Here is a 25,372-nt window from a genome sequence, read left to right on the forward strand (position 1 = left end):
TCAAAAGATCGCAGCCTTCGGCAGCTCCTACAGGGGTTGGGTCAGGGTTTGGCGAGTTGCCAGACGCGGGCGATGTCGGTGGCGCGTTCGCTCAGCAGGCGTGGTGCTTCAGCGCAGGCCTTTTCCAGTGTCATCGGGCCGCTGGTCACGGCAAACGCGGCATCGATGCCATGCGCATAGAGTTCTTGATAACCCTCGCCCAACGTCCCGGCAATGACGATCACCGGCACGTTTTGTTGTTTGGCGATCCGTGCCACGCCAAACGGGGTTTTGCCGCGCAGGGTTTGTGCGTCGAACCGACCTTCGCCGGTGATCACCAGATCCGCGCCTTTGACGGCTTCGGCCAGGCCGACCAGTTCGGCGACCACTTCGACGCCAGCCTGGAATTGCGCCCCGAGAAACGCTTTGGCGGCGAAACCCAGACCACCCGCCGCGCCGCTGCCCGGCTCATCACGAACGTCTTTGTCCAGCGCCTGCGCGCACAGGTCAGCAAAGTGGCCCAAGGCCTGATCGAGTTGCTCAACCTGCGCGGGCGATGCGCCTTTCTGCGGACCGAAGATCGCCGAGGCACCGTGTGGGCCACACAGCGGATTGTTGACGTCGGCGGCGATGTCGAACCGCACCTGCGCAAGTCGCGGATCCAGTTCGCTCAGATCAAGCCGCGCCAGTTGCGCCAACGCGAGGCCGCCGGGCACCAGCGACTGATTTTGTGCATCGAACAGCTTGACGCCCAACGCCTGCATCGCGCCGGCGCCTGCGTCATTGGTCGCGCTGCCGCCAATCGCCAGAATGACCCGTTGCGCGCCGGCATCCAGCGCTGCACGAATCAACTCGCCGGTGCCAAACGTGCTGCTGATGCAGGCATCGCGCTGCCCGGTTGGCACCAGTTGCAAGCCACTGGCCTCGGCCATTTCGATGATTGCGGTGTGGTTGTGCGGCAACCAGCCCCACGCGGCGTCAACCGGCGCGCCGAGCGGGCCACGCACGCGGGTGCGGCGCAGTTCGCCTTCACAGGCAGCAAGAATTGATTCGACCGTGCCTTCGCCACCATCGGCCATCGGGCATTTGACCAGCGTTGCCTGTGGCCACACTTGCGCCAGGCCTTGGGCAATGGCCTCGGCGACGCCTTGGGCACTCAGGCTGTCCTTGAACGAATCGGGGGCGATGACGATCTTCATGATGATTCTCCAGTTCCAATGCCCCTCATGCTGCCAGTCGGCATGCACATTGACGCCTGTCCGCTGCACAATTTGCACAGACGTTTATTGTTCATTTATACAAGGCAGTGGAATTGACGTTGGGTCTCATGGCCTCATCGCTGGCAAGCCAGCTCCCACAGGGTTTGTGTTGACACATTATTTGTGAACACAGCAAAACCTGTGGGAGCTGGCTTGTCAGCGATGGCGTCCTCAAGAACACCTCAGATAGGCACATCAGTCTGGGGCAGGAGCTGCACCCCGAGGTACAGCGCCAGCATGCCGTCCAGCCGCAGCGGGTCGACGCCACTGAGTTCGGCAATCCGCTCCATCCGGTAACGCAGGCTGTTGCGGTGGATGCCCAGTGCATCGGCGCATGCCTGGCTTTGGCCGTCGTGCTCGCACCAGGTGCGCAGCGTGGCCAACAACTGGCCATTGTTGTCCTTGGCGATCACTTTGCGCAGCGGCTTGAGCAGTTCATCCAGCGCATCATCGTTGCGATGGCGCCACAACATCACCGGCAGCCGATAGCGATTGAGCGTCAGCAGCCGTGAATGCGGCAGTACGTCTCGCCCGTAGGCCAGCAAGTCACCGACCCGGCGATAACACCGGCGCAAACCGAGCAGGCCTTCCGCCTGACCGCCCACGGCAATGCGCAAAATGTTCCAGCCCATGCCATCGAGTTTTTCCAGCAAACGTTCATGCTCGACGTTCTGGCTGGCCGGGCGACACCACAGCAGTGACGATTTCGCCGAACTCACGCACCAACTGTCGGGATAGCGCGACGTCAGCCAGGCACTCAGCGCGTCGATGGTTTGCCCCGGTCCATGTTCCAGCCCCAACTCGAACAAGTACGGCACCCGCGTCAATTGCGGTTTGAGCCCCAACTGCTGCGCTTCGTCAAACAGGCGCGGTGAATCGCCCGCCTCGCTCAACAGCAACGCCAGCAGATCATCGCAACGCTGCCGCCGCCATTGCTGTTCGGCCTGTTGATTGCGCTGGCCGACCAGCATCTCGGCGGTCATGCGCACCAGCTCGGCGTACGTGCGCAGTTGCTCAGGCTCGCCGGTAATGCCCAATACGCCGATCAGGCGCTGATCGAGCAGCAACGGCAGATTGATCCCTGGCTGCACGCCTTTGAGGTGCACCGCCGTCTGCGCGTCGATTTCCACCACTCGGCTGTTGGCCAACACCAGTTGCGCGCCTTCGTGGCGGGTGTTGATGCGTTCCGGCTCGCCGCTGCCGAGGATCAACCCCTGACTGTCCATCACGTTAACGTTGTAGGGCAAAATGGCCATGGCCCGGTCGACGATGTCCTGAGCGAGGTCGTGATCGAGTTCGAACATAGTCTGTAAATCCTTGAAAACACGCGAGGACGGGTTGTTCACCCGCACAGGGTCTGGCGGTAAACCCTGTGCTCAGGCACAAAGACAATCCTGCCAATGGTGGCCGAGACTCTCAGGGCGATCAACGTTACGCTTTGTATCGCAAAAAATCATAATAAAGAGAGAGCCGCTATGTCGCACAGCGCCGCAGCTACCCAGACCAAAGAAGACGATAAAAATGCCGTTTACAAGCGCATCACCCTGCGCTTGATCCCCTTCATCTTCATCTGCTACTTGTTCAACTACCTCGACCGGGTCAATGTTGGATTTGCCAAACTGCAGATGCTCGACGCACTGAAATTCAGCGAAACCGTGTACGGCCTTGGCGCCGGGATATTCTTCATCGGCTACGTGCTGTGCGGCGTACCGAGCAACCTGGCGTTGACCAAATTCGGTCCACGGCGCTGGATTGCCGTGATGATGATCACCTGGGGCACGCTGTCCACGTGCCTGTTGTTCGTCACCACACCGACCGAGTTCTACACCCTGCGCCTGTTCACCGGTGCCGCCGAAGCGGGCTTCTTCCCGGGCGTCGTGCTGTACCTCTCGCAATGGTTCCCGACCTTCCGCCGTGGCCGGATCATGGCGCTGTTCATGTCGGCCATCCCGGTCTCGGGTTTGCTCGGCAGCCCGTTCTCTGGCTGGATCCTCAATCACTTCGCCGCCGGACAAGGTGGTTTGGCAGGCTGGCAGTGGATGTTCTTGCTGCAAGGCATTCCAACCGTGATCCTTGGCGCCCTCGCCTATTTCCTCCTGAGCGACAGCTTCGCCCATGCCAAATGGCTGACCCCGCATGAACGCGCGGTGCTGGAGGCGGATCAGGCTGAAGACCTGGCGAACAAACCGAAAACCACCTCCGACTCGCTGCTGGCGGTGTTCAAGAACCCGGCGATCTGGGCCTTCGGCCTGATCTACTTCTGTATCCAGAGTGGTGTGTACGCGATCAACTTCTGGCTGCCGTCGATCATCAAAAACCTCGGTTTCAGCGACAACCTGGTGATCGGCTGGCTCAGTGCGATTCCGTACCTGCTGGCGGCGGTGTTCATGCTGGTCGTCGGGCGTTCGGCAGACTTGCGCAAAGAACGCCGCTGGCACCTGGTGGTGCCGATGTTGATGGGCGCGATCGGTCTGGTGATTGCGGTGAATTTCGCCGCTAACCCGGCCATTGCCATTCTCGGCCTGACCATTGCGACCATGGGCGCGCTGACCGGCCTGCCGATGTTCTGGCCTGTGCCAACGGCGATGTTGAGTGCCGGTGCGGCTGCCGGTGGCTTGGCGCTGATCAACTCGATGGGGCAAATGGCTGGGTTCCTCAGTCCGTATCTGGTCGGTTGGGTCAAGGACAGCACCGGGTCGACCGATGCGGCGTTGTATCTGCTGGCGGGCGTGATTGTGGGCGGGAGTCTGTTGGCGTTGCGGATGACGCGGACGTTGCGGGCTTAATAAAAAGTCAAAAGATCGCAGCCTTCGGCAGCTCCTACAGGGGATCACGGTCTCATGTAGGAGCTGCCGCAGGCTGCGATCTTTTTGCGTTTAAAAGGCACAACAATTCACTTTGCCCTGCACAGCGCTTCTGGTATTTGATTAAAGCTTTCCCACCGACCAAAGGATTTCGGCATGAGCTATCGCACACTGGGTCACTCGGGGCTGCGGGTGTCCACCCTCACCCTGGGCACGATGATGTTTGGCGAGCAGACCAGCACCGAGGACTCGCTGCGCATCATCGACAAGGCCTGGGATCAAGGCATCAACTTCATTGATACCGCCGACGTCTACACCAACGGTCGTTCGGAAGAAATCGTCGGCGAAGCGATTGCCCGCCATCGCCACGAATGGGTACTGGCAAGCAAAGTCGGTTTCGGCCCGGCTGACGGCGTGCCGAACCGCAGCGGTTTGAGCCGCAAACACATTTTCAACGGCCTGGAGGCCAGCCTGACGCGGCTCGGCACCGACTATCTCGACATCTATTACCTGCACCGCGAAGACCACAACACGCCGCTGGAAGTCACTGTTTCGGCGATTGGCGATCTGATTCGCCAGGGCAAGATTCGCTATTGGGGCCTGTCCAATTACCGTGGTTGGCGCATTGCCGAGGCCGTTCGCATTGCTGACAAACTCGGGATTGATCGCCCGGTGATCAGCCAGCCGCTGTACAACATTGTCAACCGTCAGGCCGAGACCGAGCAAATAACCGCAGCGCAAACCTACGGTCTCGGCGTAGTGCCTTACAGCCCGCTGGCCCGTGGCGTGCTCAGCGGCAAATACGCGCCCGACATCAAGCCGGACGCCAACAGCCGCGCCGGACGTCAGGACAAACGCATTCTGGAAACCGAATGGCGCGTGGAGTCGCTGCGTATCGCCCAGCAGATCCAGCAATACACCGAGCAACGCGGCGTTGGCATGGTCGAATTCGCGATTGCCTGGGTGTTGAACAACAGCGCGGTGACCTCGGCGATCGTCGGGCCACGCACTGAGGAACAGTGGGATGCGTACACCAAGGCGCAGGCAGTGAAGATCACTGCGCAAGATGAAGCGTTCATCGACTCACTGGTAGTTCCGGGGCATGCATCAACACCGGGGTTCAACGATGTGAGCCATTTTGTGTCCGGGCGCAAACCCCACTCAATCTGACGCCCCCTCCTGTAGGCGCTGCCGAAGGTTGCGATCTTTTGATCCGTTTTTTTAAAAATCAAAAGATCGCAGCCTTCGGCAGCTCCTACAATTTTGTGTACGGGGCTGTTGAAAATAATGACCATCCGGCCAATATTCAGCACAGAAACCACGTATCCTTCGCGCCCCGTTCGCCCATCACCCCCGCGAGGACAGTTTGTCTAAAGGTATCGCTCTATCGGTTTCAGCCTCGGTGCTGTTTGCCGTCATGTATTACTACACCTCGTTGCTCACCCCGTTGAGCGGCGTAGAGATTTTCGGCTGGCGGATGCTGCTGACCGTGCCGTGCATGACCGTGTTCATGCTGGTGTCCGGGGAATGGCGGCGCGTGGTGGAGTTGGTTCGCCTGATGGCGGCGAAGCCAAAACTGGTCGCCGGCCTGATCGTCTCGGCCGCCCTGCTTGGTGTGCAACTGTGGCTGTTCATGTGGGCGCCATTGAACGGCTACAGCCTTGATGTTTCGCTGGGTTATTTCCTGCTGCCGCTGGCGATGGTGTTGACCGGGCGGATTGCCTACGGCGAAAGCCTGTCGTACCTGCAGAAAGTCGCGGTGTTTTTCGCTTCGTTGGGCGTGTTGAACGAGTTGTATCAGGTCGGCGGATTTTCTTGGGCGACGTTGGTGGTCGTCATTGGCTATCCGCTGTATTTCGTGCTGCGCAAGTACTTGAAAACCGACCACCTCGGTGGCTTGTGGGTCGACATGACGCTGATGTTGCCAATCGCCTACTGGTTTGTGCATGGCGGCGAACAGGGTTTTGGCGTGTTCGATCAATACCCGGGGTTGATGTGGCTGATTCCGTTGCTCGGCCTGATCAGTGCGTCGGCATTGGTGGTGTACATCATTGCCAGCCGTTTGCTGCCGTTCAGTCTGTTTGGGTTGTTGAGCTACGTTGAGCCGGTGTTGTTGCTGGGTGTGGCGTTGTTGCTGGGTGAGAGCATCAAGTCCGGGGAATGGCTGACGTATATTCCGATCTGGATGGCGGTGGTTGTGCTGGTGTTTGAAGGGTTCAAACATTTGATGCGTCAGCGTCGTCCTTAAAAGCAAAAGATCGCAGCCTGCGGCAGCTCCTACAGGGAAAATGCATTCCAAATGTAGGAGCTGCCGAAGGCTGCGATCTTTTGATCTTGAAAAAATCCCGGCTCTGCATCGCTGCAGGCCGGGATTTTTTCATTTCGTCGGCGGATTACTCAGTGGCAAGCACACCACGGCGCACCTGATCACGCTCGATCGATTCGAACAGTGCCTTGAAGTTACCTTCGCCGAAGCCATCATCGCCTTTACGCTGGATGAATTCGAAGAACACCGGGCCCATCAGGGTTTCCGAGAAGATCTGCAGCAGCAGACGCTTGTCGCCCTGCTCCGATGCACCATCGAGCAGAATGCCGCGCGATTGCAATTGATCGACCGGCTCACCGTGATTCGGCAGGCGACCTTCGAGCATTTCGTAGTAGGTGTCCGGCGGCGCGGTCATGAAGCGCATGCCGATTTTCTTCAGTTGGTCCCAGGTCTTGATCAGGTCGTCGGTGAGGAACGCGACGTGCTGGATGCCCTCGCCGTTGAACTGCATCAGAAACTCTTCGATCTGACCTGCGCCCTTGGACGATTCTTCGTTCAGCGGGATGCGGATCATGCCGTCTGGCGCGGTCATCGCTTTCGAGGTCAGGCCGGTGTATTCGCCTTTGATGTCGAAGTAGCGGATCTCGCGGAAGTTGAACAGCTTCTCGTAGAAGTTCGCCCAGTAAGCCATGCGACCGCGATAGACGTTGTGAGTCAGGTGGTCGATGATTTTCAGGCCAGCACCCACCGGGTTGCGATCAACGCCTTCGATGAACACGAAGTCGATGTCGTAGATCGAGCTGCCTTCGCCGAAACGGTCGATCAGGTACAGCGGCGCGCCGCCAATGCCTTTGATCGCCGGCAGGTTCAGCTCCATCGGCCCGGTTTCGATGTGGATCGGCTGAGCGCCGAGTTCCAGTGCGCGGTTGTAGGCTTTTTGCGAATCTTTTACGCGGAACGCCATGCCGCATACCGACGGGCCATGTTCGGCGGCGAAGTACGAAGCGACGCTGTTGGGTTCGTTGTTGAGGATCAGGTTGATCGCGCCCTGACGATACAGGTGCACGTTCTTCGAACGGTGGGTGGCGACTTTGGTGAAGCCCATGATCTCGAAGATCGGCTCCAGGGTGCCCGGCACCGGCGACGCGAGCTCGATGAATTCAAAGCCCATCAGGCCCATTGGGTTTTCGTATAAATCGGTCATGGTGACGCCTCATCATTCTTATCAAATTAACCAGGGTTATTTGTCAGTCTGCGAGGTCGGTGGGTGGCGCACAGGAGATGCCACGCACACTGCGGGCGAGGAAGTCACCGTAGATCAGTTGAAACCCGAATATCTTCATTGTCGACCCAAGGCTTTTGCGGGCGAGGCTTCTGCTGCCAGAAGACGATTATTATTGTATGCGTAACCCGATTCTACACAGCGTAAATAGGCTTGTCTGCTCTCTCTATAAAATCCGCTTTTTTGCGCCCGGTGCAAGGGGTTTGTTGCACAGGTAAATGCCCCACAGGATCAGCGCACCGCCCAGGCACATGGCCAGCGTCAACTGTTCGCCAAGTAGCAGCGCGCCGAGGATCACCGCAGTCAACGGATTCAAGGCGATAAACACGCCAGAGCGTGTCGCGCCGATTTTGCGGATGCCGTCGTAGTATCCGATATAGGCCAGCGCCGAACCGAGTACGCCGAGATAAAGCAGACTCAGCCATTGCGGCGTGCCGAGGCCGATCAATGTCGTCCAGCTCAGTTCGCCACGCAGTGCAGCCAGGGTCCAGAGCATGAGCGTGCCGATCAGGATCGAATACGTCACCGTCTGCACCGGGCCAAGTGCCTGATTCAGGCCACGGGAAAACAGCGAGTAAACGCCCCACCCCAGCACGCAGCCAAGAATCAACAAGTCGCCCATCCAGGCATCCGCTGTTGCCGCCAGCAATTGTGGGTTGCGGCTGACAATCACCAGGCTCGCGCCCGCCATGCACAGCGCGATGCCGCCGACTTTCAGCCTGCTCAGACGCTCTTTGAACAACAGCCAGGACGCAAGGCCTATCACCGCCGGATTCAACGCGACAATCAACGAAGCGCGCGAGGCGTTGATGTAGTGCAGGCCGTAAAAGAAGCACAGGTTATAGAAGAAAATCCCGAAGAAACCCAACAGCGTCAATTGCAGCCACTGCCGGGGCGTCGGGCGCGCCAACGGCACCCGCGCCAGCCATAAAAACCCCAGCAGTGCCGCACTGGCCAGCAAGAAGCGCAGGCTGGCGGCGAACAGCGGGCTGAGACTGCCGGCGAGAAAACGCCCGGCAACGAACGTCCCGCCCCAGATCATGGTCACGGCGGCCAGGGTCAGGTAAACCGGCATGTCGGAAGGTGTCGCGTGGGTCTGTGCAAAATGGCGCATATCACTCCAGAGGGGAAAAGCAGCAACGATGCCGTATCATTCACTTCATTCCTGATCATCGTAAAATGAGCAAACACTCATGACCCTCACCCAACTGGAAATCTTCTCGCTGGTCGCCGAGCTACGCGGTTTCACCCTGGCGGCCCATCGTTTGGGTATTTCCCAGTCGGCGGTGTCCCACGCAATGAAGTCGCTGGAACAGGAACTGGGCGTCGAGTTGCTGCGTCGGCATCAGTCGTCGGTGGAACTTAGCGACATTGGCCAGCAACTGTTGCTGCGTGCGCGGGCAATGCTCGGCCTGGCCAACACGCTGCGTCAGGAAGCGGCCGATGCCCGCGGCATGAAAACCGGCACATTGCGCATTGGCTCGTTCGGCCCGACCTCATCGATCAAATTGCTGCCAAAGATTCTTCATCGATTTCGCCAGGCGCATCCGGGCATTGAGGTACACATTGATGAAGGGCCGGACCGACAGGTGACGCAGTGGCTCGAAGAGCGGCGAATCGATGTTGGTTTTGTTGTGCTGCCGCAGGAGCGCTTCGACACTTTCGCCTTGATTGAAGACCAGATGGTCGCCCTGCTGGCGCTCGATCACCCGCTGGCGACGCGTTCCGCGGTGAGCCTAAAGGACCTGTGCGACGACCCGTTCGTGCTGACCCAGGCCGGTTCTTCGGAACTGGTGTCGCGGCTGTTCATGGCGGCAGGCCTGCAACCGAACATTCGCTACCGCTGCTCCCAATTGCTCAGCACCCTCGACACGGTCAGTCGGGGCGACGCGATCACGATTGTGGCCGAAGGCTCGCTGCCAGACGATCCAACGCCGCGTTACGTGAGGAAACCGTTGTTGCCCGTTGTGCAGCGCCAGATCGGCCTGGCCGTCCTCGATCAGCGTCAGTCATCACCCGCCGCACGGGCGTTTATCGAGTTGGCGACGCGCCTCAATCATCAATGAGCAGCACAAGCGTCGACGGCCATCTATCCTCCCCTCTGGCTCCACTGTATTTGCGCCGTGCGCCATTGCTCGGCCTGCACTTCAGAGCCCTACTCCATCGCGACAGGATGCGCCCATGCCGTTGACCGTCAGACCCCGCCGCAAGCGCAGCATCCGTATCGTCGTGACGCTGCTCTGCGGCCTGCTCCCGATCGTCTTCGGCAGTGTGATTCTTTATCTGCAGGCTGAGCGCACGCTACAACAGAGCACTCGGCAAACCGCGGAGGAGGCCCTGCGCCAGTTCGACTTGATGCTCGACAACACCGCTCAAGCCGCTCGCGAACTGTTGCCGCTGGCCGGAAAAGACTGTGAAGAGGTGAAACTGGCGCTACGCGAGCAAGTCACCCGACGCCCATTCGTGCGTTCGACCAATCTGGTCTGGGACAACAACCTGTATTGCAGTTCACTGTTCGGCCCCTTCAAAGAGGCGGTCAACGCTGGCGATTACCACGAGGGCAAACTGTGGCTGATGAATGGCAATCCGGTCACGCCCAATACCGCATTGCTGGTGTATCGCCTGAGTGACGGTCGTGGCGGCGCACTGACCACGCTGGATGGCTATCACTTGAGCAACATTTTGCGCCTGATTGGTCGAGAAACCCTGCTGTTGCTGCAAGTCGGTGACAACTGGCTGTCCGCTGACGGCAAAGTGCATCAGGGTGCCCTGCCCGAGTTGCCTGTGGCACAAAGCATGTTGCAGTCCAATCGCTACGCCTTCAGTGTTTCTGCAGGTTTCCCGCAGGGCGAAACCTGGCGCTACATGGCCGACGCATACCCACCACTGTTCAGTCTGCTGATCTTTTTCGGTGTGGTCTCCGGTGCGATCGGCCACATCGTGCAGAAGCGCTCGACGTCACCAAGCCATGAGATGCTTCGCGCGCTAGAGGCAGGGGAGTTCATTCCGTACTTCCAGCCCGTGGTGCATGGCGACAGTAAACAATGGTCGGGCGCCGAAGTGCTGATGCGCTGGAATCATCCCAAGGAAGGCCTGGTGCGCCCGGATCTGTTTATCCCGTTCGCCGAACACTCCGGACTCATTGTGCCGATGACCCGCGCGCTGATGCAGCAGACCGCCGCACTGCTTGGGCCACAGTCTGCGGGCTTTGCCACGCCGTTCCATATCGGCATCAACATTACCGCGAGCCATTGCCACGACCTGGAGCTGGTCGAGGACTGCAGGGAGTTTCTTGCGGCCTTCATGCCGGGCAGCATCAGCCTGGTTCTCGAGTTGACCGAGCGCGAGCTGATCGAACCGACTGACATCACCCGTCAACTGTTCGAACAGCTGCATTCTATGGGTGTGAAAATCGCGATCGACGACTTCGGGACCGGCCATTCAAGTCTCGGTTACTTGCGCAAATTCAATGTCGACTTCCTCAAGATCGATCAGAGCTTCGTCGCAATGATCGGTATTGACGCGCTCTCGCGGCATATTCTCGACACGATTATCGAACTCTCGGCCAAGCTGGATCTGGGTATTGTTGCCGAAGGTGTCGAAACTCAGGCGCAAGCCGAATACCTGACCGCTCATCACGTTAACTTCATGCAAGGCTATCTGTTTGGCAAACCCATGCCCGCCGCCGACTTCATCAACGCATTAAGTCACCATTAACTAAACGCGATTAAGCCGCGGCTGCCGATTCGGCGCACCAAATTGATACAAAAGACCGCTGTTGTTACATGAAGACAACAACAGGATTTACTCTGAGCGCATTAACTACTACAATTTTTTCAACCTGAGCAAGATTGGCAGGTGAGCCACTTATCACCGAGTCGCTTCAAGGCTCTTGGCTTACAGCTTTGTTTGCGGTTGGTATCAGCCAAATACACTATTGGAGTAAAGATATTGTCCAGACTCGCTGAATTTCGTGCAGCTGAAAAGGCCCTTCAGGAACAGCTCAAGCAGCTGGAGTCGCTGAAGAACGATGCCGGGCTGAAGAAAGAAATCGAATTCGAAGAAAAGCTCCAGGGGCTGATGAAAACCTACGGCAAAGGCCTGAAAGACATCATCGCCATTCTCGATCCGAACCCGGCAAAATCCGGTCTGCAAACCTCTGCAGCCCCTAAAACCCGCCGCGCACGCGTGGTCAAGGTTTATCACAACCCGCACACCGGTGAACTGATTGAAACCAAGGGTGGCAACCACCGTGGCCTGAAAGCCTGGAAGGAACAATACGGTGCAGCCACCGTTGATTCCTGGTTGCGCGGTTAATTCCACGCCAACAAAAAAGCCCTGCTCGATGCAGGGCTTTTTTATTGACAATATCTAACAAATGAAATGATTTTCATCGAGCAAGTTGAGATCGTCCTGTAACGTGCCGGCGGTAGAGCGCTAAAATATTTTGCGCCGCGATGTTGCGATCAGCGCCACGGTTAAACTTTGTGCTTAATCCGTTCGGGTATCTAACCGAGCGGCAATAGAACAGCGCGTTAAAGTTTCAGGCTGTTTCTCACCGCCACTATTTCTTCGGCGCTCGCTTTATAAACCTCGGCCTGTCCGGCATAGGAAAGAACGTACGCCTTATCCGCCTCGACCGCTGCCACCAAGGTTTGCGACAAAACATGCCGGCCGTTTTCGGTGATCGTGCAAGTGGTTTCCAGAGCAGACAAAGACCCCAGCGTCGCCGGGTGCACTTTGTTGCAGACGCTTTGATAACCGCCCTGGAAAAAGTCTTTCTGGATCGACTTGCGCATCTCCAGCAGCACGCCCTGCAAGTTGACCTGATGGCCGGCTTCTACCTGCGTCATGGTCAACTCCATCACCATCACCTGATTGCCATCGGCATCGTTTTTAACCGCCCGCTGCCGGGAAACCTGCGCTGATGCATCAGGCAGTGCTTCCACCTCCCAACCCGCCGGCCAGGTAATGCCGGGCTCGGCCGCCGATACGTCAGCGGCAGCAACAGAAAACGCAAAACAAACTAACAGGGGTTTGAACAGTCGGATCATTGCCGCACGCACTCGCAGATTGAGCGACAAAGTCTGAGCCCCGCCCGCGCGCAGGGCAAGTCCGCCCTTTCATTTGGCGATGCTGGCAGGCATGCGTATCATTGCGCCCATTCACTCGCCCATTGTTATTGGAGGGCCCATGAGCCTGCACGAACTGAACACTTTCCCCGGCGTCACCGCCACGCCAGACAGCGCAACCCGCAACTTCGTTTTCAACCACACCATGCTGCGTGTGAAAGACATCACCAAGTCCCTGGACTTCTACACCCGCGTACTGGGTTTCTCGCTGGTCGAGAAGCGCGATTTCGCCGAAGCTGAGTTCAGCCTGTACTTCCTCGCGCTGGTCGACAAGGCACAGATCCCGGCCGATGCCGCCGCACGAACCGAGTGGATGAAGTCGATCCCGGGCATTCTGGAACTGACTCACAACCACGGCACCGAGAACGATGCAGACTTCGCCTACCACAACGGCAACACCGATCCGCGTGGTTTTGGCCACATCTGCATTTCGGTGCCGGACATCGTTGCTGCGTGCGCACGTTTTGAAGAATTGGGTTGCGACTTCCAGAAACGCCTGACCGATGGCCGCATGAAGAGCCTGGCGTTTATCAAGGATCCGGACGGTTACTGGGTCGAAATCATCCAGCCAACCCCGCTGTAACTGACAGCCCTCTGTAGGAGTGAGCCTGCTCGCGATTGCGCTGTGTCAGGCCATGATGTTCTGAATGTGCCGCCGCAATCGCGAGCAGGCTCACTCCTACAATTGGATGTGTGTCAGGCATAAAAAACCCGTGATCGCTCACGGGTTTTTTCATTTCTGCCAGGACGTTTAAGCCGGAGCGGACGTGCGAATCAAGTGATCAAACGCACTCAACGAAGCCTTGGCGCCCTCGCCCACCGCAATCACGATTTGCTTGTACGGCACAGTCGTCACGTCACCAGCAGCAAAGATCCCCGGAATCGAAGTCTCGCCACGGTTATCGACAATGATCTCGCCACGCGGCGACAGCTCGATGGTGCCTTTGAGCCAGTCCGTGTTCGGCAGCAAACCGATCTGCACGAAGATCCCTTCCAGCTCGACCGTGCGCAGTTCGTCAGTGTTGCGGTCCTTGTAGCGCAGGCCGTTGACCTTCTGCCCGTCGCCAGTCACTTCAGTGGTTTGCGCACTGGTGACCACGGTAACGTTCTTGAGGCTGTGCAATTTGCGCTGCAATACGGCGTCGGCACGCAGTTGCACATCGAATTCCAGCAACGTTACGTGAGACACGATACCGGCCAGGTCGATCGCCGCTTCAACGCCGGAGTTACCGCCGCCGATCACCGCGACACGCTTGCCCTTGAACAACGGACCATCGCAGTGCGGGCAGTACGCCACGCCTTTGTTGCGGTAATCCTGCTCACCCGGGACGTTCATTTCACGCCAGCGCGCGCCGGTCGCCAGAATCACGCTTTTGGCTTTCAGGGTCGCACCGCTGGCAAAGCGGATTTCGTGCAGCTCGCCGTTCTTGCCCGGGATCAGCTTGTCGGCACGTTGCAGGTTCATGATGTCGACGTCGTACTGCTTGACGTGTTCTTCCAATGCCGTGGCCAGCTTCGGCCCTTCGGTTTCCTGCACGGAAATAAAGTTCTCGATGGCCATGGTGTCGAGCACCTGACCGCCGAAGCGTTCAGCGGCAACACCGGTGCGAATGCCTTTGCGAGCGGCATAGATGGCTGCCGAAGCACCGGCCGGGCCACCGCCGACGACCAGTACGTCGAAAGCGTCTTTGGCGCTGATCTTCTCAGCCTGACGCTCGATGGCGCCGGTGTCGAGTTTGGCGAGAATCTCTTCCAGGCCCATGCGGCCCTGGCCGAAGTTTTCGCCGTTCAAGTAGATGCTCGGCACGGCCATGATCTTGCGATCGTTGACTTCGTCCTGGAACAGCGCGCCGTCGATGGCGACGTGGCGGATGTTCGGGTTGAGCACGGCCATCAGGTTCAGCGCCTGGACCACGTCCGGGCAGTTCTGGCAGGACAGCGAGAAGTAAGTCTCGAAGCTGAACTCGCCTTTGAGCGAGCGAATCTGCTCGATCACTTCAACACTGGCTTTCGACGGGTGGCCGCCGACTTGCAGCAAGGCCAGTACCAACGAAGTGAATTCGTGGCCCATCGGGATACCGGCGAAACGCAGACTGATGTCAGCGCCCGGGCGGTTGATCGAGAACGATGGCTTGCGTGCATCGTCACCGCTGTCGATCAAGGTAATTTGGCTCGAAAGACTGGCAACGTCTTTCAGCAGTTCCAGCATTTCACGGGATTTCGCACCGTCGTCGAGGGAAGCAACGATCTCGATCGGCTGGGTGACCCGTTCCAGGTACGATTTCAACTGGGCTTTAAGATTGGCGTCCAACATACGGGCGATTTCCTTTATTTGAGGCGAAAAAAAGCCCGAGCGAATCTCGCCCGGGCATTTTTAGGGGGCGGTGCAGCGTACTTAAGAAGGTGCGGCGTACCGCCCTGAATTGCGTGTCACAGACTTAGATCTTGCCGACCAGGTCCAGGGACGGAGCCAGAGTGGCCTCGCCTTCTTTCCACTTGGCTGGGCAAACTTCGCCTGGGTGAGCAGCAACGTACTGAGCAGCCTTGATCTTGCGCAGCAGCTCGGAAGCGTCACGGCCAACGCCGCCATCGTTCAGTTCAACGATTTTGATCTGGCCTTCAGGGTTGATCACGAAGGTGCCACGGTCAGCCAGGCCCACTTCTTCGATCAGCACGTCGAAGTTGCGGGAGATGGCGTGGGTCGGGTCGCCGATCATGGTGTATTCGATTTTGCCGATGGCTGGCGAAGTGTTGTGCCAGGCAGCGTGGGCAAAGTGGGTGTCGGTGGAAACGCTGTAGATCTCTACGCCGAGTTTCTGGAAGGCAGCGTAGTTGTCAGCCAGGTCTTCCAGTTCGGTTGGGCAAACGAAGGTGAAGTCGGCTGGGTAGAAGAACACGACCGACCACTTGCCTTTCAGGTCAGCGTCCGAGACTTGAACGAAGTCGCCGTTTTTGAACGCGGTAGCTTTGAACGGTTTTACTTGGCTGTTGATGATAGGCATTGATGACTCTCCGTCAGGGTTGTGAATTCGATGGGTGAATCCTACCCACTCGCTCGACGGATGGCTCATTGGCAAACCTGATGCTGCTGATTTGTTTTCGCTATTAGCTGACTGTATTAATAGAAGAAAACGATATCTACGACGAAGCCGGGTTATCCGTAATCCGAGCCATCCCCTGGAATGGGCTGGCTTCAACATAGCGCATGGCGGACTTCATGTCCTTCCAGCCCACGTAGCTCATCAGGGATTTCAGATCCCAACCACTTTGATGGGCCCACGTCGCAAAGCCACGGCGCAAGGAGTGACTGGTGTAGTTTTCGGCAGCGATGCCGGCGCGCTGCAATGCCTGGCGCAATAAAGGGATGATGCTGTTGGCGTGCAGACCCTCCTCGCTCAGATTGCCCCAGCGGTCGATGCTGCGAAATACCGGGCCGCGCACCAGCGCCGCTTCGGTGATCCAGTCGATATAAGCCTGCACCGGGCACAGCTTGAGCAGCGCCGGGGCTTGATAGGTCTGCCCGAGGTTTTCCCGATCACCCTTGCTGCGTGGCAAATACAAGGTGATGCCTTTGCCAGCGTGCGCTTGCACGTGTTCGATTTGCAGGCGGCAGAGTTCGTCGCTGCGGAAGCCGCGCCAAAAGCCCAGCAGAATCAGTGCGCGATCACGGTAAGCCTTGAGCAGTAACGGACGATCCTGCTGCTCGCGCGCGATTTGCACTTCGTGCTCCAGCCAATCGATGACGCGCTGCAGATCCTGCAACTGCAGCGGCTCTGCCTGTTTTTCCTGCGCCGGATGCAGCGCCCTTATGCCCTTGAACACTTTGCGCACCACTGGCGACTTGGTCGGGTCGGCAAAGCCTTGGCTGTTGTGCCACTGCGCCAGCGCCGACAGACGCAGTTTCAAGGTGTTAATCGAAAGCTCGCCCGCGTGCGCCACCAGATACCGCGCAACGCTATCGGCGGTGGCCGGCAGGAACCCACCCCACTTCACTTCGAAATGCTCGATGGCCGCGCGATAGCTACGGCGCGTGTTGTCACGGGTGGCGGCTTGCAGATAGCGATCCAGATCGCTCATGGGCTGTTTTCTCGCTGGCGTACTGATACAGGGATGCAGATGTGCATTTTGCCGTCTGACACTGGGTAATACCAGTATATCCCGTGTCTTTAATTTCAAAGGTTTACCTTTATTTTCAGGATGGTACACTGCGTACTTTAGTGGCATGTACCACAGTACGAAACCGTAGGAGATGACATGGCCCGTGGCGGCATTACCAAAGCACTGGTGCAGATTGCGCGCACAGCAATCCTGGCGCGCGGCGAACACCCAAGCATCGATGCAGTACGCATCGAAATGGGCAACACCGGCTCGAAAACCACGATCCATCGCTATTTGAAGGAGCTGGACGACGGCGCTCAACCGATCGAAGCCTCAGCAGAACCCATCGACGATGAGTTGACCGCCCTCGTCTCCCGTCTCGCTCAGCGCTTGAAAGAGCAGGCGCAGGAGCCCATCGAACAGGCTCGCGAGCAGTTCGAAGAACAGCGTGAGGCGCTGGAATCAGAGTTGAAGCAAGTTCGTCAGGCGCTGGAAAAAATCGAGCACGAGCACGGCATTCAAGGCGCTGCGCTGGAGCGCGAGTCCGAAGCACTGAACAACACGCGCTCGATGTTGCAGACCGAACAAACTCGCAACGCCGGGTTGAACCAGGCATTGGCGGACTTTGAATTGCGCTTGCAGGACAAGGACGAGCAGATCCGCTCGCTGGAAGAAAAGCATCTGCACGCTCGCGATGCGCTGGAACACTACCGCAACGCCACCAGAGAACAGCGCGAACAGGAGCAGAGTCGCCACGAAAGCCAGGTGCAGCAGATTCAGGCAGAACTGCGTCAGGCGCAGCAAAGCGCACTGGTTCGCCAGGACGAAATCACCCAACTGCATCGTGACAACGAACGCCTGCTGACCGAAAACCGTGGCACCCTGCGCGAACTGAACCTGATGCAGGATCAGCTCAAGCAAAGCAATCAGCGTCAAGATCAATTGCTGGAACAGGCGACGCGCGTCGACAGCGAGCGCACCCTCCTCCAGGAGCGTTTGCGCGTGGCCACCCTGGAAAGCCAGACACTCAAGCTGAACGTCGAGGAGCAGACGCTGCTCAATCAGTCGCTGGAAAAGGCATTAAGCAACGCTCAGACGAGCCTGGAAGAAAGCCAACGTCTGGCCGCTACCGTTGCGGCAGCGCCAGACTCAGCCAAACCGAAGGACGCTTAAGCGCCGACCGGCGTACGCATGGTTACAAACTCTTCGGCGGCCGTCGGGTGTACCCCGATCGTGTCGTCGAAGTCACGCTTGGTCGCGCCAGCCTTCAGGGCAATCGCCAGGCCTTGGACGATTTCGCCAGCGTCCGGGCCGACCATGTGGCAGCCGAGAACTTTGTCGGTCTTGCCGTCGACTACCAGCTTCATCAGCGTCTTTTCCTGACACTCGGTCAAGGTCAACTTCATCGGGCGGAAGCGGCTCTCGAAAATCACCACGTCGTGACCAGCCTCGCGCGCCTCTTCTTCGGTCAAACCGACTGTACCGATGTTCGGCAGGCTGAACACTGCGGTCGGGATCATCTTGTAATCCACTGGACGGTATTGCTCAGGCTTGAACAGACGACGCGCTACGGCCATGCCTTCCGCCAATGCCACTGGCGTCAGCTGCACTCGACCGATAACGTCGCCCAGCGCCAGAATGGACGGCTCAGTAGTCTGGTACTGATCATCGACCTTGATGAAGCCTTTGTCGGTGAGCTGCACATCGGTGTTTTCCAGTCCGAGATTGTCGAGCATCGGACGGCGACCGGTCGCGTAGAAAATGCAATCCGCCTCCAGCTCGCGACCATCCTTGAGAGTGGCTTTGAGGCTGCCATCGGCCTGTTTATCGATGCGCGCGATGTCGGCATTGAATTGCAGATCCAAACCGCGCTTGGTCAGTTCTTCCTGCAAATGTTTGCGCACCGAACCATCGAAACCGCGCAGGAACAGATCACCGCGATACAGCAGCGTGGTGTTCGCGCCGAGACCATGGAAAATCCCGGCGAACTCGACTGCGATGTAACCGCCGCCAACCACCAGCACACGTTTTGGCAGTTCTTTGAGGAAGAACGCCTCGTTCGAACCGATCGCATGCTCGCGCCCCGGAATCTCCGGAATCTGTGGCCAGCCGCCGGTGGCGATCAGAATGTTATTCGCGGTAAAGCGCTCACCATTCACCTCAACCTCATGCGGGCCGACAATCTTCGCGTGCGCTTCATGCAAGGTCACGCCACTGTTGACCAGCAAATTGCGATAAATGCCGTTGAGGCGATTAATCTCGCGATCCTTGTTGGCAATCAGCGTCGCCCAGTCAAAATTCGCCTCACCCAGGCTCCAGCCAAAACCGGACGCCTGCTCAAAGTCTTCGGCGAAATGCGCGCCGTACACCAGCAACTTTTTCGGCACACAGCCGACGTTGACACAGGTCCCGCCCAGATAACGGCTCTCCGCCACCGCCACTTTCGCGCCAAAACCGGCCGCAAAACGCGCAGCGCGCACACCGCCGGAACCGGCGCCAATCACATAAAGGTCAAAATCGTAAGCCATTTCTATCTCCTCGGCAGGGGATCAGCATACCTGCAGATGCTCATTGAGCAAGCCTCTGCCGTTATGCCGATGACCAATGCCGAGGGTTCGAGCAGCAAGCTTTTGATCAGCGACATTCTGCGGACTGAGCCTTTGGTAACCGCAGCGTACGCCAGGCGATCAAAACCGCTATGAATGCCAAACCGAAAGCAACCCACGATACCAATGCAATTGCGCCTTCAAATGCACTTCCCGCCTGCTGCATTAACTGTTGCGCTTGATCCCCCGCCAACCCCGTCGCCACATGATTAGCGCCAGCCAGCGTTTCACTTGCCAGCATCGTCTGGGCATTGCTCAAAAACGCTGGAAGCTGCAAGTCTGCGCGATAGTGAGCCGTAACCAGGCCGCCAAGCAGCGTCGTCCCCAAAACGACGCCTACCTCATAGGCTGTTTCACTGATAGCGGAAGCTGCACCTGCCTTAGCTGGGGGCGCCGCCGACAAAATCACGTCATTGGAAACCGTAGTGATCGCGCCCACTCCGATATTCAGCAACGCGAACGCCGCAACCAATACCGCAAGACTACTGCCCATGCTGGCCACAAGTAAAAACGCCGCAGCGGCGAAGGCCACCAGAATCGGTATCAGCACATGCACAGGCATACGCTGAGCGACCGGGACGACCGCCATTCCAACCACAATCGCCATGATTTGGCCCGGCACCAACGCCAGGCTCGCACTCAAAGGCGACATCTGCAGGACAATCTGCAAAAACTGAGTGGTGAAGAAAACAAAACCGACGAGGAACGCAAGACTCATCAAATTGATCAGAACAGCCCCGCTGAAAGTCCCGTTGCGGAACAGAGTCATATCCATCAGCGGCACCGGAAGACGTAACTGGCGCCGGACAAAAATCCAGCCCGCCAATACGCCGACCAGAACGGCCCCCAGCACGACCCCGTCAACACCTTCACTGGCGGCATGTTTGATGCCGTAAACGATACCACCCAAGGCGACCATCGACTGAAGAATGCTGATCGGATCCAAGGGCCCAGATGCATCACGCTCCGACTCAGGAAGCAATAGCGGACCCAACACCAACAGCGGAATCAGAACGGGTACCGCCAACAGAAAAATAGCGCCCCAATCAAAGAACTGCAGCAACACTCCGCCCACCAAAGGCCCCAGAGCCGAACCAACGGTCAATGTCGTGGCCCAGATCGCGACAGCCAGCCTGCGCTCCTCTCGATCCTCAAACACCGAACGTATCAATGCCAATGTGGAAGGCATCAGCATCGCCCCGAAAATCCCCATGCAGGCACGCCCGATGATCAACTGCAAGGCCGTCTCGGAATAAGCGGTCAGCACCGATACCACAGCAAATCCGAGCGAGCCGATAAGCAGCAACTTGCGGTGCCCGACCCGATCTCCCAGACTTCCCATGGACACCAGCAGTCCGGCGAGCACCAACGAGTAGGCGTCGATCATCCACAGTTGTTGACTGGCACTCGGGCGCAAAGCTTCGGCGATTTTGGGTAATGCGAAACCCAGTACGGTGTTATCAACGGTTACCAGTAGCACTGGCAACATCAATACACTCAAGCCAAACCAACGCATAGATTTTGCGCTGTGTGTAACCTCACGGGTAAGCGGCACTGGCAAATTCCTTATGCTGCGATCTTGATTCCGCGGACTCATGCAAACAGCCGCGCAAGGTTTACCTGCGCACATCCATGGCGAGGCTTGATGAGTTCAACAGCGAAGAGCCGCGCTAGCAATTACTCATTTGTTTCATATTACAACTCGGAAATTTTCTTCCATGTGCGAACCCTTACGCGTGGATACACACTTTTTTCGGCGCAAAAAAAAGCCCCGAACCAGTCGGGGCGTTTTTTGACGTTTACACCAATGACACAATGCAAAGTCACTACAAACCAATCAAGCGCTCTTAGTAAGCCTTGCCAGTCTTGTAGAAGTTCTCGAAGCAGAAGTTGGTCGCTTCGATGTAGCCTTCAGCACCACCGCAGTCGAAACGCTTGCCTTTGAACTTGTAGGCCATGACGCAGCCGTTCTGGGCTTGTTTCATCAGGGCGTCGGTGATCTGGATCTCGCCGCCTTTGCCTGGCTCGGTTTGTTCGATCAGGTCGAAGATGTCCGGGGTCAGGATGTAACGACCGATGATCGCCAGGTTCGACGGCGCGTCTTCCGGCTTTGGCTTCTCGACCATGCTGTGCACGCGATAGATGTCGTCGCGGATCATTTCGCCAGCGATTACGCCGTACTTGCTGGTTTCCTCTGGATCGACTTCCTGGATGGCGATGATCGAGCAGCGGAACTGCTTGTACAGCTTGACCATTTGGGTCAGTACGCCGTCGCCGTCGAGGTTGACGCACAGGTCGTCCGCCAGTACCACGGCGAACGGTTCGTCACCGATCAGCGGACGACCGGTCAGGATCGCGTGGCCCAGGCCTTTCATTTCGGTCTGACGGGTGTAGGAGAACGAGCACTCGTCGAGCAGTTTGCGGATACCGACCAGGTATTTCTCTTTGTCGGTGCCTTTGATCTGGTTTTCCAGCTCGTAGCTGATGTCGAAGTGGTCTTCCAGCGCGCGTTTGCCACGACCGGTCACGATGGAGATTTCAGTCAGGCCAGCGTCCAGAGCTTCTTCAACGCCGTACTGGATCAGTGGCTTGTTTACCACCGGCAGCATTTCTTTGGGCATGGCTTTAGTCGCTGGCAGGAAGCGAGTACCGTAACCGGCTGCTGGGAACAAGCATTTCTTGATCATATAAGTCCTTGAAAAGGCTGTGTGTACGAGTTTCGGCGCAGTCTAATCAGGCGGCGTGCACCTTACAATGCCCCGCACTGGCTAACCGATGCCATCATAGAGAAATATTCTCGCCGATAGTTCCGTTGGCGCCCTCAGGCAGCGAAATCAGCTTAGCCCAAAGATGCCGCCAAACTGCATCACCATACGCGCATCGCCCCCCAATGCGAGCATTTGCCGGTATCATGGCGCCTTTGAACCAGCGAACGAGACAGATAGATGGCCGCGGTAAAAATCGTCAACGGGTATGTGATCGACAAAAAAGACGGCAAGTGGGCGCTGACCACGAGCAACGGCGAGCACATCGCCGGCCCCTTCGACAGCGAGCAAATGGCGACTGATGTGGCATCGGTGTTTACCGACACGCCTGCGTCGGCGAAGCGTCGTGGTAAAGATCAGGACTGATCAAGGCGACACGCCCCCAGCCCTGCCCATGTGCAGGGCTTTTTTGTACCCGCGTGCAAACAAGTGGCCAATCGCTATAACCTTTTCACACCGGCGCTGTCAGAGCGTCTAGTCCCCCACGCTGAAGACGACATAACCATGAACATGAATAAATTGCTGCCCCTTCTTGCGGTACTGGCGCTGAGCGGCTGCGCGACCTCAGAGACCACTTACCTGAACAACGGCGAACAGGGCCTGTCCATCGATTGCTCGGGCGAGGCCAACTCGTGGGCCACCTGCTACGAAAAGGCAGATGCCTCCTGCGCCGGTACCGGGTATCGCATCGTCGGGACTGACGGTACGCCGCAGCCCAAGGAAAGCGACAAAACCCTCGGCGTCGACGTCGGCAATTACAAAAACCGCAGCGTCGTCGTGGTCTGCAAATAGCCGTTACATGTGGATTTCGGCGAACTTGATCCCCAGGCCGCGCACGACTTCGATCAAGTCGTCGAGCCGGTTGAAGGATTCGACTTCGTCGTTATCGTCGACCAGGAAGTAACTGCGCCCGGCGCTTTTCTTGAAAAAAACGATCCACTCCCCCGGATTCGCGGGGTTTTGAATCACATGGGTGGCAGAGATCAGGCCCTCTACGTGGCGCTCCCGTACTTGCTCTCGCTTCATCGCGACTCCATAAAGAAAAATGCCGCCACAGCAGGACTGTGACGGCATCGATGCTGATAACTGAAGAGTCTATCAGCCAGAAATGCAGGCATTGGCAGCGTTACGCACATCGCGCGGGCGCACAGGTACGTTGGACATACGCTCATGCAGCTTGATGCTGCTGCCGCCAGAGCGGTCTTCGATATCAAAGACCGCGGCCGGGCCGGAAGACAGTTTGCCCGGGACGATTACCCGAACCCCGTCCTTGTGCGGCTGCAACTGCAACGCGCCACGGCTGTCCGCGAGCTTTTCGGCCAGGCACTGCGCATATTCATGGGGTTTCTTACCGGAGATCACGCTCATGGTCGGCAGCGTTTCATTGATTTCGGAAACACTCGCGCAACCACCCATAGCCAGAATCAACGGCACACACACCACACCCCACTTCATACAAAACCTCCGTTAAAGACCGTCCGACAGCACAAATGCCGTTTTTCTCCGGGGCCTTCTGCATTTAACCCGCATCCGATTGCGAATATCTGTTCAAAATTGTCAAACCAACGCCCGACGGCCAGATAATAACCCGTGCGGGCTGATAAACTGCGCCCAATCGACAAGCTATCGTTTTGATTTTGTAGAAAAAGCCCTTCTGGAGGCGCCCATGAAATTTATTCACCAGCGCGAGCACCTCAACGAAGACGACATCGTCGTCATCCAATGCTCGCAAATGTGCAACATCCGTCTGATGAACGACGCCAATTTCCGCAGCTTTAAAAATGGCGGTCGCCACACTTATCACGGCGGCGCTTTCGACACGTTTCCGGCCCGCATCACTGCACCGAGCACCGGTTTCTGGAACATCACCATCGACACCGTCAACCGTCGCCCGATCAGCGTTACGCGCAAACCGACGTTGACCCACTCGATCAAGATCATCCGTCGCTCCAGCACCAAACTCAGCTGAGCCGCCCCGCCCATTCAGACAGGTAAGCATGACCGTGGCCCAAACGACCAAATACGTCATCAAGTACAAGCTCAACGGTGAGCGCCGTTTCGAGTTCGCGCAACTGGTAAACGGCACCGAAGCAGAAGCCAAGGCCGAGCTCGACAAACTCCATGATCCGCAAGACGTCATCAGCGATATCGCCGTCAGCAAAGCCCTGTAACACCCCGTCGGGGAGTTCGACCGCAAGCGGCGGAGTGTTCTGCCGCAACGCTAAGCCCAGACTGACCGCCTCGACCTTGAGTCAAGGAATCAGCATGTCGATGTCCCCTTCCCGGCTGGAAACGCTCGATTGGGCAAACCTGGAACACCAGCTGGATCAGCACGGCTGCGTCATTATTCGCTCGCTACTGGAGCGCAAGGTGTAATCGACGGCCAATACCGGTGACCCTGTGTCACTGCGTCAGTCGCCTGACAGTGACAATCGGCATACCCTAGGCATCATCTTTCACGACGCTTTGTGACTAGCATGCAACCGAGCAATTTCGATCTATTCGCCGACCACGAACCCGAGCAGCAACCGCGCGCCGAGCAAATTGGCGAACAGTCGTGGCTGCTGCGCGGTTTTGCCCTGCCGTTGATCGAGCAACTGTTGCCCACGCTGGAGTCGATTCTGCTCGCAGCGCCCCTGCGTCACATGATGACGCCGGGCGGTTTCAGCATGTCAGTGGCCACCAGCAGTTGTGGGGCGCTGGGCTGGATCACTGATCGCACTGGCTATCGCTATTCAAGTGTCGATCCGCTGAGCGGATTGCCATGGCCGGCGTTGCCGCCAGTGTTTGCCGAGCTGGCTCATTCGGCGGCGGCACGCGCAGACTTTGCCGGGTTCGACGCCGATTCCTGCCTGATCAACCGATATGTCCCAGGCGCCAAGATGTCATTGCATCAAGACAAAGACGAAAAGGCCTACGCAGCACCGATCGTTTCGCTGTCGCTCGGGTTACCGGCGATGTTTCTGTTTGGCGGTTTCAATCGCAGTGACAAAAGCCAGCGTATTGCGCTGCTGCATGGAGATATGGTGATCTGGGGCGGCGTTGACCGTTTGCGCTTCCATGGCGTGTTGCCGATCAAGCAAGGTCGACACCCGCGCCTCGGCGAACAGCGGATCAACCTGACCTTCCGCGTTGCAGGATAAATACAAAAGGATCGCCGGCAGAGTTTGACCGCAAGGCC

Annotated in this window: 26 protein-coding genes; 13 read left to right on the forward strand and 13 right to left on the reverse strand. The window is 57.8% G+C overall.

The window, feature by feature from the left end:
* Nucleotides 1-41 precede the first annotated feature (41 nt).
* Entirely contained in the window at nucleotides 42-1,178 is a 1,137-nt protein-coding gene (locus tag EJA70_RS26725; RefSeq protein WP_158834874.1) for a glycerate kinase, read from the reverse strand.
* A gap of 242 nt (nucleotides 1,179-1,420) precedes the next feature.
* Nucleotides 1,421-2,542, reverse strand: a complete 1,122-nt coding sequence (locus EJA70_RS26730; RefSeq protein ID WP_158834878.1) for a sugar diacid recognition domain-containing protein — start codon at nucleotides 2,540-2,542, stop codon at nucleotides 1,421-1,423.
* 171 nt (nucleotides 2,543-2,713) lie between these two features.
* On the opposite strand from EJA70_RS26730, the gene EJA70_RS26735 reads away from it, so the two are divergent.
* The 3 genes from EJA70_RS26735 (at nucleotide 2,714) to rarD (ending at nucleotide 6,290) form a co-directional block, all read left to right on the forward strand.
* The gene (locus tag EJA70_RS26735; RefSeq protein WP_008082649.1) at nucleotides 2,714-4,024 is read left to right on the forward strand and encodes an MFS transporter; all 1,311 of its coding nucleotides are present in this window, start codon (nucleotides 2,714-2,716) and stop codon (nucleotides 4,022-4,024) included.
* Between the two features lie 174 nt (nucleotides 4,025-4,198).
* Nucleotides 4,199-5,212: an aldo/keto reductase gene (locus tag EJA70_RS26740; protein WP_158834881.1), complete on the forward strand. Its 1,014-nt coding sequence runs from the start codon at nucleotides 4,199-4,201 to the stop codon at nucleotides 5,210-5,212.
* 196 nt (nucleotides 5,213-5,408) lie between these two features.
* Nucleotides 5,409-6,290: an EamA family transporter RarD gene (gene rarD, locus EJA70_RS26745; RefSeq protein WP_158834884.1), complete on the forward strand. Its 882-nt coding sequence runs from the start codon at nucleotides 5,409-5,411 to the stop codon at nucleotides 6,288-6,290.
* Nucleotides 6,291-6,435: 145 nt separating this feature from the next.
* Here rarD and hppD read toward each other — a convergent pair whose 3' ends face one another.
* Together hppD and EJA70_RS26755 are read right to left on the reverse strand one after the other, a co-directional pair.
* The gene (hppD, locus tag EJA70_RS26750) at nucleotides 6,436-7,512 is read right to left on the reverse strand and encodes a 4-hydroxyphenylpyruvate dioxygenase (protein WP_016984437.1); all 1,077 of its coding nucleotides are present in this window, start codon (nucleotides 7,510-7,512) and stop codon (nucleotides 6,436-6,438) included.
* A 244-nt stretch (nucleotides 7,513-7,756) separates the two neighbouring features.
* Nucleotides 7,757-8,704 carry a DMT family transporter gene (locus EJA70_RS26755; RefSeq protein ID WP_158834887.1) on the reverse strand — a complete coding sequence of 316 codons (948 nt, stop codon included), beginning with the start codon at nucleotides 8,702-8,704 and terminating at the stop codon, nucleotides 7,757-7,759.
* A 79-nt stretch (nucleotides 8,705-8,783) separates the two neighbouring features.
* Between EJA70_RS26755 and EJA70_RS26760 the strand changes: the two genes are divergently transcribed.
* From EJA70_RS26760 to EJA70_RS26770, 3 genes are all read left to right on the forward strand, one after another.
* Nucleotides 8,784-9,656 carry a LysR family transcriptional regulator gene (locus tag EJA70_RS26760; protein ID WP_008082659.1) on the forward strand — a complete coding sequence of 291 codons (873 nt, stop codon included), beginning with the start codon at nucleotides 8,784-8,786 and terminating at the stop codon, nucleotides 9,654-9,656.
* A gap of 115 nt (nucleotides 9,657-9,771) precedes the next feature.
* Complete coding sequence (locus EJA70_RS26765; RefSeq protein WP_158834890.1) at nucleotides 9,772-11,307, forward strand: EAL domain-containing protein; 1,536 nt, start codon at nucleotides 9,772-9,774, stop codon at nucleotides 11,305-11,307.
* Between the two features lie 234 nt (nucleotides 11,308-11,541).
* Entirely contained in the window at nucleotides 11,542-11,907 is a 366-nt protein-coding gene (locus EJA70_RS26770; protein ID WP_007912217.1) for a histone-like nucleoid-structuring protein, MvaT/MvaU family, read from the forward strand.
* A gap of 218 nt (nucleotides 11,908-12,125) precedes the next feature.
* Here EJA70_RS26770 and EJA70_RS26775 read toward each other — a convergent pair whose 3' ends face one another.
* On the reverse strand, nucleotides 12,126-12,644 hold the full coding sequence (locus EJA70_RS26775) for a DUF4946 domain-containing protein (protein ID WP_158834933.1): 519 nt from the start codon (nucleotides 12,642-12,644) through the stop codon (nucleotides 12,126-12,128).
* 139 nt (nucleotides 12,645-12,783) lie between these two features.
* Here EJA70_RS26775 and gloA point away from each other — a divergent pair, with 139 nt between their 5' ends.
* A complete protein-coding gene (gene gloA / locus EJA70_RS26780) occupies nucleotides 12,784-13,305 on the forward strand; it encodes a lactoylglutathione lyase (RefSeq protein ID WP_158834893.1) in 522 nt (173 codons plus the stop codon).
* 168 nt (nucleotides 13,306-13,473) lie between these two features.
* On the opposite strand, the gene ahpF is transcribed toward gloA, so the two are convergent.
* The 3 genes from ahpF to EJA70_RS26795 all read right to left on the reverse strand — a co-directional run bounded on the left by ahpF (nucleotide 13,474) and on the right by EJA70_RS26795 (nucleotide 16,799).
* The gene (ahpF, locus tag EJA70_RS26785) at nucleotides 13,474-15,036 is read right to left on the reverse strand and encodes an alkyl hydroperoxide reductase subunit F (RefSeq protein WP_158834895.1); all 1,563 of its coding nucleotides are present in this window, start codon (nucleotides 15,034-15,036) and stop codon (nucleotides 13,474-13,476) included.
* Nucleotides 15,037-15,160: 124 nt separating this feature from the next.
* Nucleotides 15,161-15,724: an alkyl hydroperoxide reductase subunit C gene (ahpC, locus tag EJA70_RS26790; protein WP_007912224.1), complete on the reverse strand. Its 564-nt coding sequence runs from the start codon at nucleotides 15,722-15,724 to the stop codon at nucleotides 15,161-15,163.
* 136 nt (nucleotides 15,725-15,860) lie between these two features.
* A complete protein-coding gene (locus EJA70_RS26795) occupies nucleotides 15,861-16,799 on the reverse strand; it encodes a site-specific integrase (RefSeq protein WP_158834898.1) in 939 nt (312 codons plus the stop codon).
* A gap of 177 nt (nucleotides 16,800-16,976) precedes the next feature.
* Here EJA70_RS26795 and EJA70_RS26800 point away from each other — a divergent pair, with 177 nt between their 5' ends.
* Complete coding sequence (locus EJA70_RS26800) at nucleotides 16,977-17,993, forward strand: DNA-binding protein (RefSeq protein ID WP_158834901.1); 1,017 nt, start codon at nucleotides 16,977-16,979, stop codon at nucleotides 17,991-17,993.
* On the opposite strand, the gene gorA is transcribed toward EJA70_RS26800, so the two are convergent.
* The 3 genes from gorA to galU all read right to left on the reverse strand — a co-directional run bounded on the left by gorA (nucleotide 17,990) and on the right by galU (nucleotide 22,113).
* Nucleotides 17,990-19,348: a glutathione-disulfide reductase gene (gene gorA / locus EJA70_RS26805; protein ID WP_158834903.1), complete on the reverse strand. Its 1,359-nt coding sequence runs from the start codon at nucleotides 19,346-19,348 to the stop codon at nucleotides 17,990-17,992. The two genes, EJA70_RS26800 and gorA, sit on opposite strands and share 4 nt — an antisense overlap.
* Before the next feature lie 106 nt (nucleotides 19,349-19,454).
* The gene (locus tag EJA70_RS26810) at nucleotides 19,455-20,981 is read right to left on the reverse strand and encodes an MFS transporter (RefSeq protein WP_256677747.1); all 1,527 of its coding nucleotides are present in this window, start codon (nucleotides 20,979-20,981) and stop codon (nucleotides 19,455-19,457) included.
* Between the two features lie 292 nt (nucleotides 20,982-21,273).
* Nucleotides 21,274-22,113 carry a UTP--glucose-1-phosphate uridylyltransferase GalU gene (gene galU, locus EJA70_RS26815; RefSeq protein ID WP_008082670.1) on the reverse strand — a complete coding sequence of 280 codons (840 nt, stop codon included), beginning with the start codon at nucleotides 22,111-22,113 and terminating at the stop codon, nucleotides 21,274-21,276.
* 258 nt (nucleotides 22,114-22,371) lie between these two features.
* On the opposite strand from galU, the gene EJA70_RS26820 reads away from it, so the two are divergent.
* Both EJA70_RS26820 and EJA70_RS26825 read left to right on the forward strand, forming a co-directional pair.
* Nucleotides 22,372-22,557 carry a hypothetical protein gene (locus EJA70_RS26820; RefSeq protein ID WP_158834906.1) on the forward strand — a complete coding sequence of 62 codons (186 nt, stop codon included), beginning with the start codon at nucleotides 22,372-22,374 and terminating at the stop codon, nucleotides 22,555-22,557.
* Between the two features lie 144 nt (nucleotides 22,558-22,701).
* Complete coding sequence (locus tag EJA70_RS26825) at nucleotides 22,702-22,983, forward strand: hypothetical protein (RefSeq protein WP_045123167.1); 282 nt, start codon at nucleotides 22,702-22,704, stop codon at nucleotides 22,981-22,983.
* A 3-nt stretch (nucleotides 22,984-22,986) separates the two neighbouring features.
* Here EJA70_RS26825 and EJA70_RS26830 read toward each other — a convergent pair whose 3' ends face one another.
* Together EJA70_RS26830 and EJA70_RS26835 are read right to left on the reverse strand one after the other, a co-directional pair.
* Nucleotides 22,987-23,217, reverse strand: a complete 231-nt coding sequence (locus EJA70_RS26830) for a hypothetical protein (protein WP_008082673.1) — start codon at nucleotides 23,215-23,217, stop codon at nucleotides 22,987-22,989.
* 72 nt (nucleotides 23,218-23,289) lie between these two features.
* The gene (locus tag EJA70_RS26835) at nucleotides 23,290-23,646 is read right to left on the reverse strand and encodes a hypothetical protein (protein ID WP_008082674.1); all 357 of its coding nucleotides are present in this window, start codon (nucleotides 23,644-23,646) and stop codon (nucleotides 23,290-23,292) included.
* 211 nt (nucleotides 23,647-23,857) lie between these two features.
* Here EJA70_RS26835 and EJA70_RS26840 point away from each other — a divergent pair, with 211 nt between their 5' ends.
* The 3 genes from EJA70_RS26840 to alkB all read left to right on the forward strand — a co-directional run bounded on the left by EJA70_RS26840 (nucleotide 23,858) and on the right by alkB (nucleotide 25,334).
* Entirely contained in the window at nucleotides 23,858-24,160 is a 303-nt protein-coding gene (locus EJA70_RS26840) for a DUF1883 domain-containing protein (protein ID WP_016984992.1), read from the forward strand.
* 28 nt (nucleotides 24,161-24,188) lie between these two features.
* Nucleotides 24,189-24,362: a hypothetical protein gene (locus tag EJA70_RS30890; RefSeq protein ID WP_178117003.1), complete on the forward strand. Its 174-nt coding sequence runs from the start codon at nucleotides 24,189-24,191 to the stop codon at nucleotides 24,360-24,362.
* Nucleotides 24,363-24,668: 306 nt separating this feature from the next.
* Nucleotides 24,669-25,334 carry a DNA oxidative demethylase AlkB gene (gene alkB / locus EJA70_RS26850; RefSeq protein WP_158834938.1) on the forward strand — a complete coding sequence of 222 codons (666 nt, stop codon included), beginning with the start codon at nucleotides 24,669-24,671 and terminating at the stop codon, nucleotides 25,332-25,334.
* The last annotated feature ends 38 nt before the right edge of the window (nucleotides 25,335-25,372 follow it).

Origin of the sequence: Pseudomonas sp. PB103 (assembly GCF_009764635.1) — a bacterium.
Lineage (GTDB): Bacteria > Pseudomonadota > Gammaproteobacteria > Pseudomonadales > Pseudomonadaceae > Aquipseudomonas.

Excerpts from the sequence above, each read along its gene's own strand:
- alkB (WP_158834938.1), top strand. The coding sequence starts at position 24,669 with ATGCAACCGAGCAATTTCGATCTATTCGCCGACCACGAACCCGAGCAG.
- EJA70_RS26825 (WP_045123167.1), top strand. The coding sequence starts at position 22,702 with ATGAATAAATTGCTGCCCCTTCTTGCGGTACTGGCGCTGAGCGGCTGC.
- EJA70_RS26835 (WP_008082674.1), bottom strand. The coding sequence starts at position 23,646 with ATGAAGTGGGGTGTGGTGTGTGTGCCGTTGATTCTGGCTATGGGTGGT.
- EJA70_RS26775 (WP_158834933.1), bottom strand. The coding sequence starts at position 12,644 with ATGATCCGACTGTTCAAACCCCTGTTAGTTTGTTTTGCGTTTTCTGTT.
- EJA70_RS30890 (WP_178117003.1), top strand. The coding sequence starts at position 24,189 with ATGACCGTGGCCCAAACGACCAAATACGTCATCAAGTACAAGCTCAAC.
- EJA70_RS26740 (WP_158834881.1), top strand. The coding sequence starts at position 4,199 with ATGAGCTATCGCACACTGGGTCACTCGGGGCTGCGGGTGTCCACCCTC.
- gloA (WP_158834893.1), top strand. The coding sequence starts at position 12,784 with ATGAGCCTGCACGAACTGAACACTTTCCCCGGCGTCACCGCCACGCCA.
- EJA70_RS26830 (WP_008082673.1), bottom strand. The coding sequence starts at position 23,217 with ATGAAGCGAGAGCAAGTACGGGAGCGCCACGTAGAGGGCCTGATCTCT.
- EJA70_RS26840 (WP_016984992.1), top strand. The coding sequence starts at position 23,858 with ATGAAATTTATTCACCAGCGCGAGCACCTCAACGAAGACGACATCGTC.
- EJA70_RS26735 (WP_008082649.1), top strand. The coding sequence starts at position 2,714 with ATGTCGCACAGCGCCGCAGCTACCCAGACCAAAGAAGACGATAAAAAT.
- gorA (WP_158834903.1), bottom strand. The coding sequence starts at position 19,348 with ATGGCTTACGATTTTGACCTTTATGTGATTGGCGCCGGTTCCGGCGGT.
- galU (WP_008082670.1), bottom strand. The coding sequence starts at position 22,113 with ATGATCAAGAAATGCTTGTTCCCAGCAGCCGGTTACGGTACTCGCTTC.
- hppD (WP_016984437.1), bottom strand. The coding sequence starts at position 7,512 with ATGACCGATTTATACGAAAACCCAATGGGCCTGATGGGCTTTGAATTC.
- ahpF (WP_158834895.1), bottom strand. The coding sequence starts at position 15,036 with ATGTTGGACGCCAATCTTAAAGCCCAGTTGAAATCGTACCTGGAACGG.
- EJA70_RS26820 (WP_158834906.1), top strand. The coding sequence starts at position 22,372 with ATGGCCGCGGTAAAAATCGTCAACGGGTATGTGATCGACAAAAAAGAC.
- EJA70_RS26730 (WP_158834878.1), bottom strand. The coding sequence starts at position 2,542 with ATGTTCGAACTCGATCACGACCTCGCTCAGGACATCGTCGACCGGGCC.
- EJA70_RS26800 (WP_158834901.1), top strand. The coding sequence starts at position 16,977 with ATGGCCCGTGGCGGCATTACCAAAGCACTGGTGCAGATTGCGCGCACA.
- ahpC (WP_007912224.1), bottom strand. The coding sequence starts at position 15,724 with ATGCCTATCATCAACAGCCAAGTAAAACCGTTCAAAGCTACCGCGTTC.
- EJA70_RS26755 (WP_158834887.1), bottom strand. The coding sequence starts at position 8,704 with ATGCGCCATTTTGCACAGACCCACGCGACACCTTCCGACATGCCGGTT.
- EJA70_RS26795 (WP_158834898.1), bottom strand. The coding sequence starts at position 16,799 with ATGAGCGATCTGGATCGCTATCTGCAAGCCGCCACCCGTGACAACACG.
- EJA70_RS26725 (WP_158834874.1), bottom strand. The coding sequence starts at position 1,178 with ATGAAGATCGTCATCGCCCCCGATTCGTTCAAGGACAGCCTGAGTGCC.
- EJA70_RS26765 (WP_158834890.1), top strand. The coding sequence starts at position 9,772 with ATGCCGTTGACCGTCAGACCCCGCCGCAAGCGCAGCATCCGTATCGTC.
- EJA70_RS26760 (WP_008082659.1), top strand. The coding sequence starts at position 8,784 with ATGACCCTCACCCAACTGGAAATCTTCTCGCTGGTCGCCGAGCTACGC.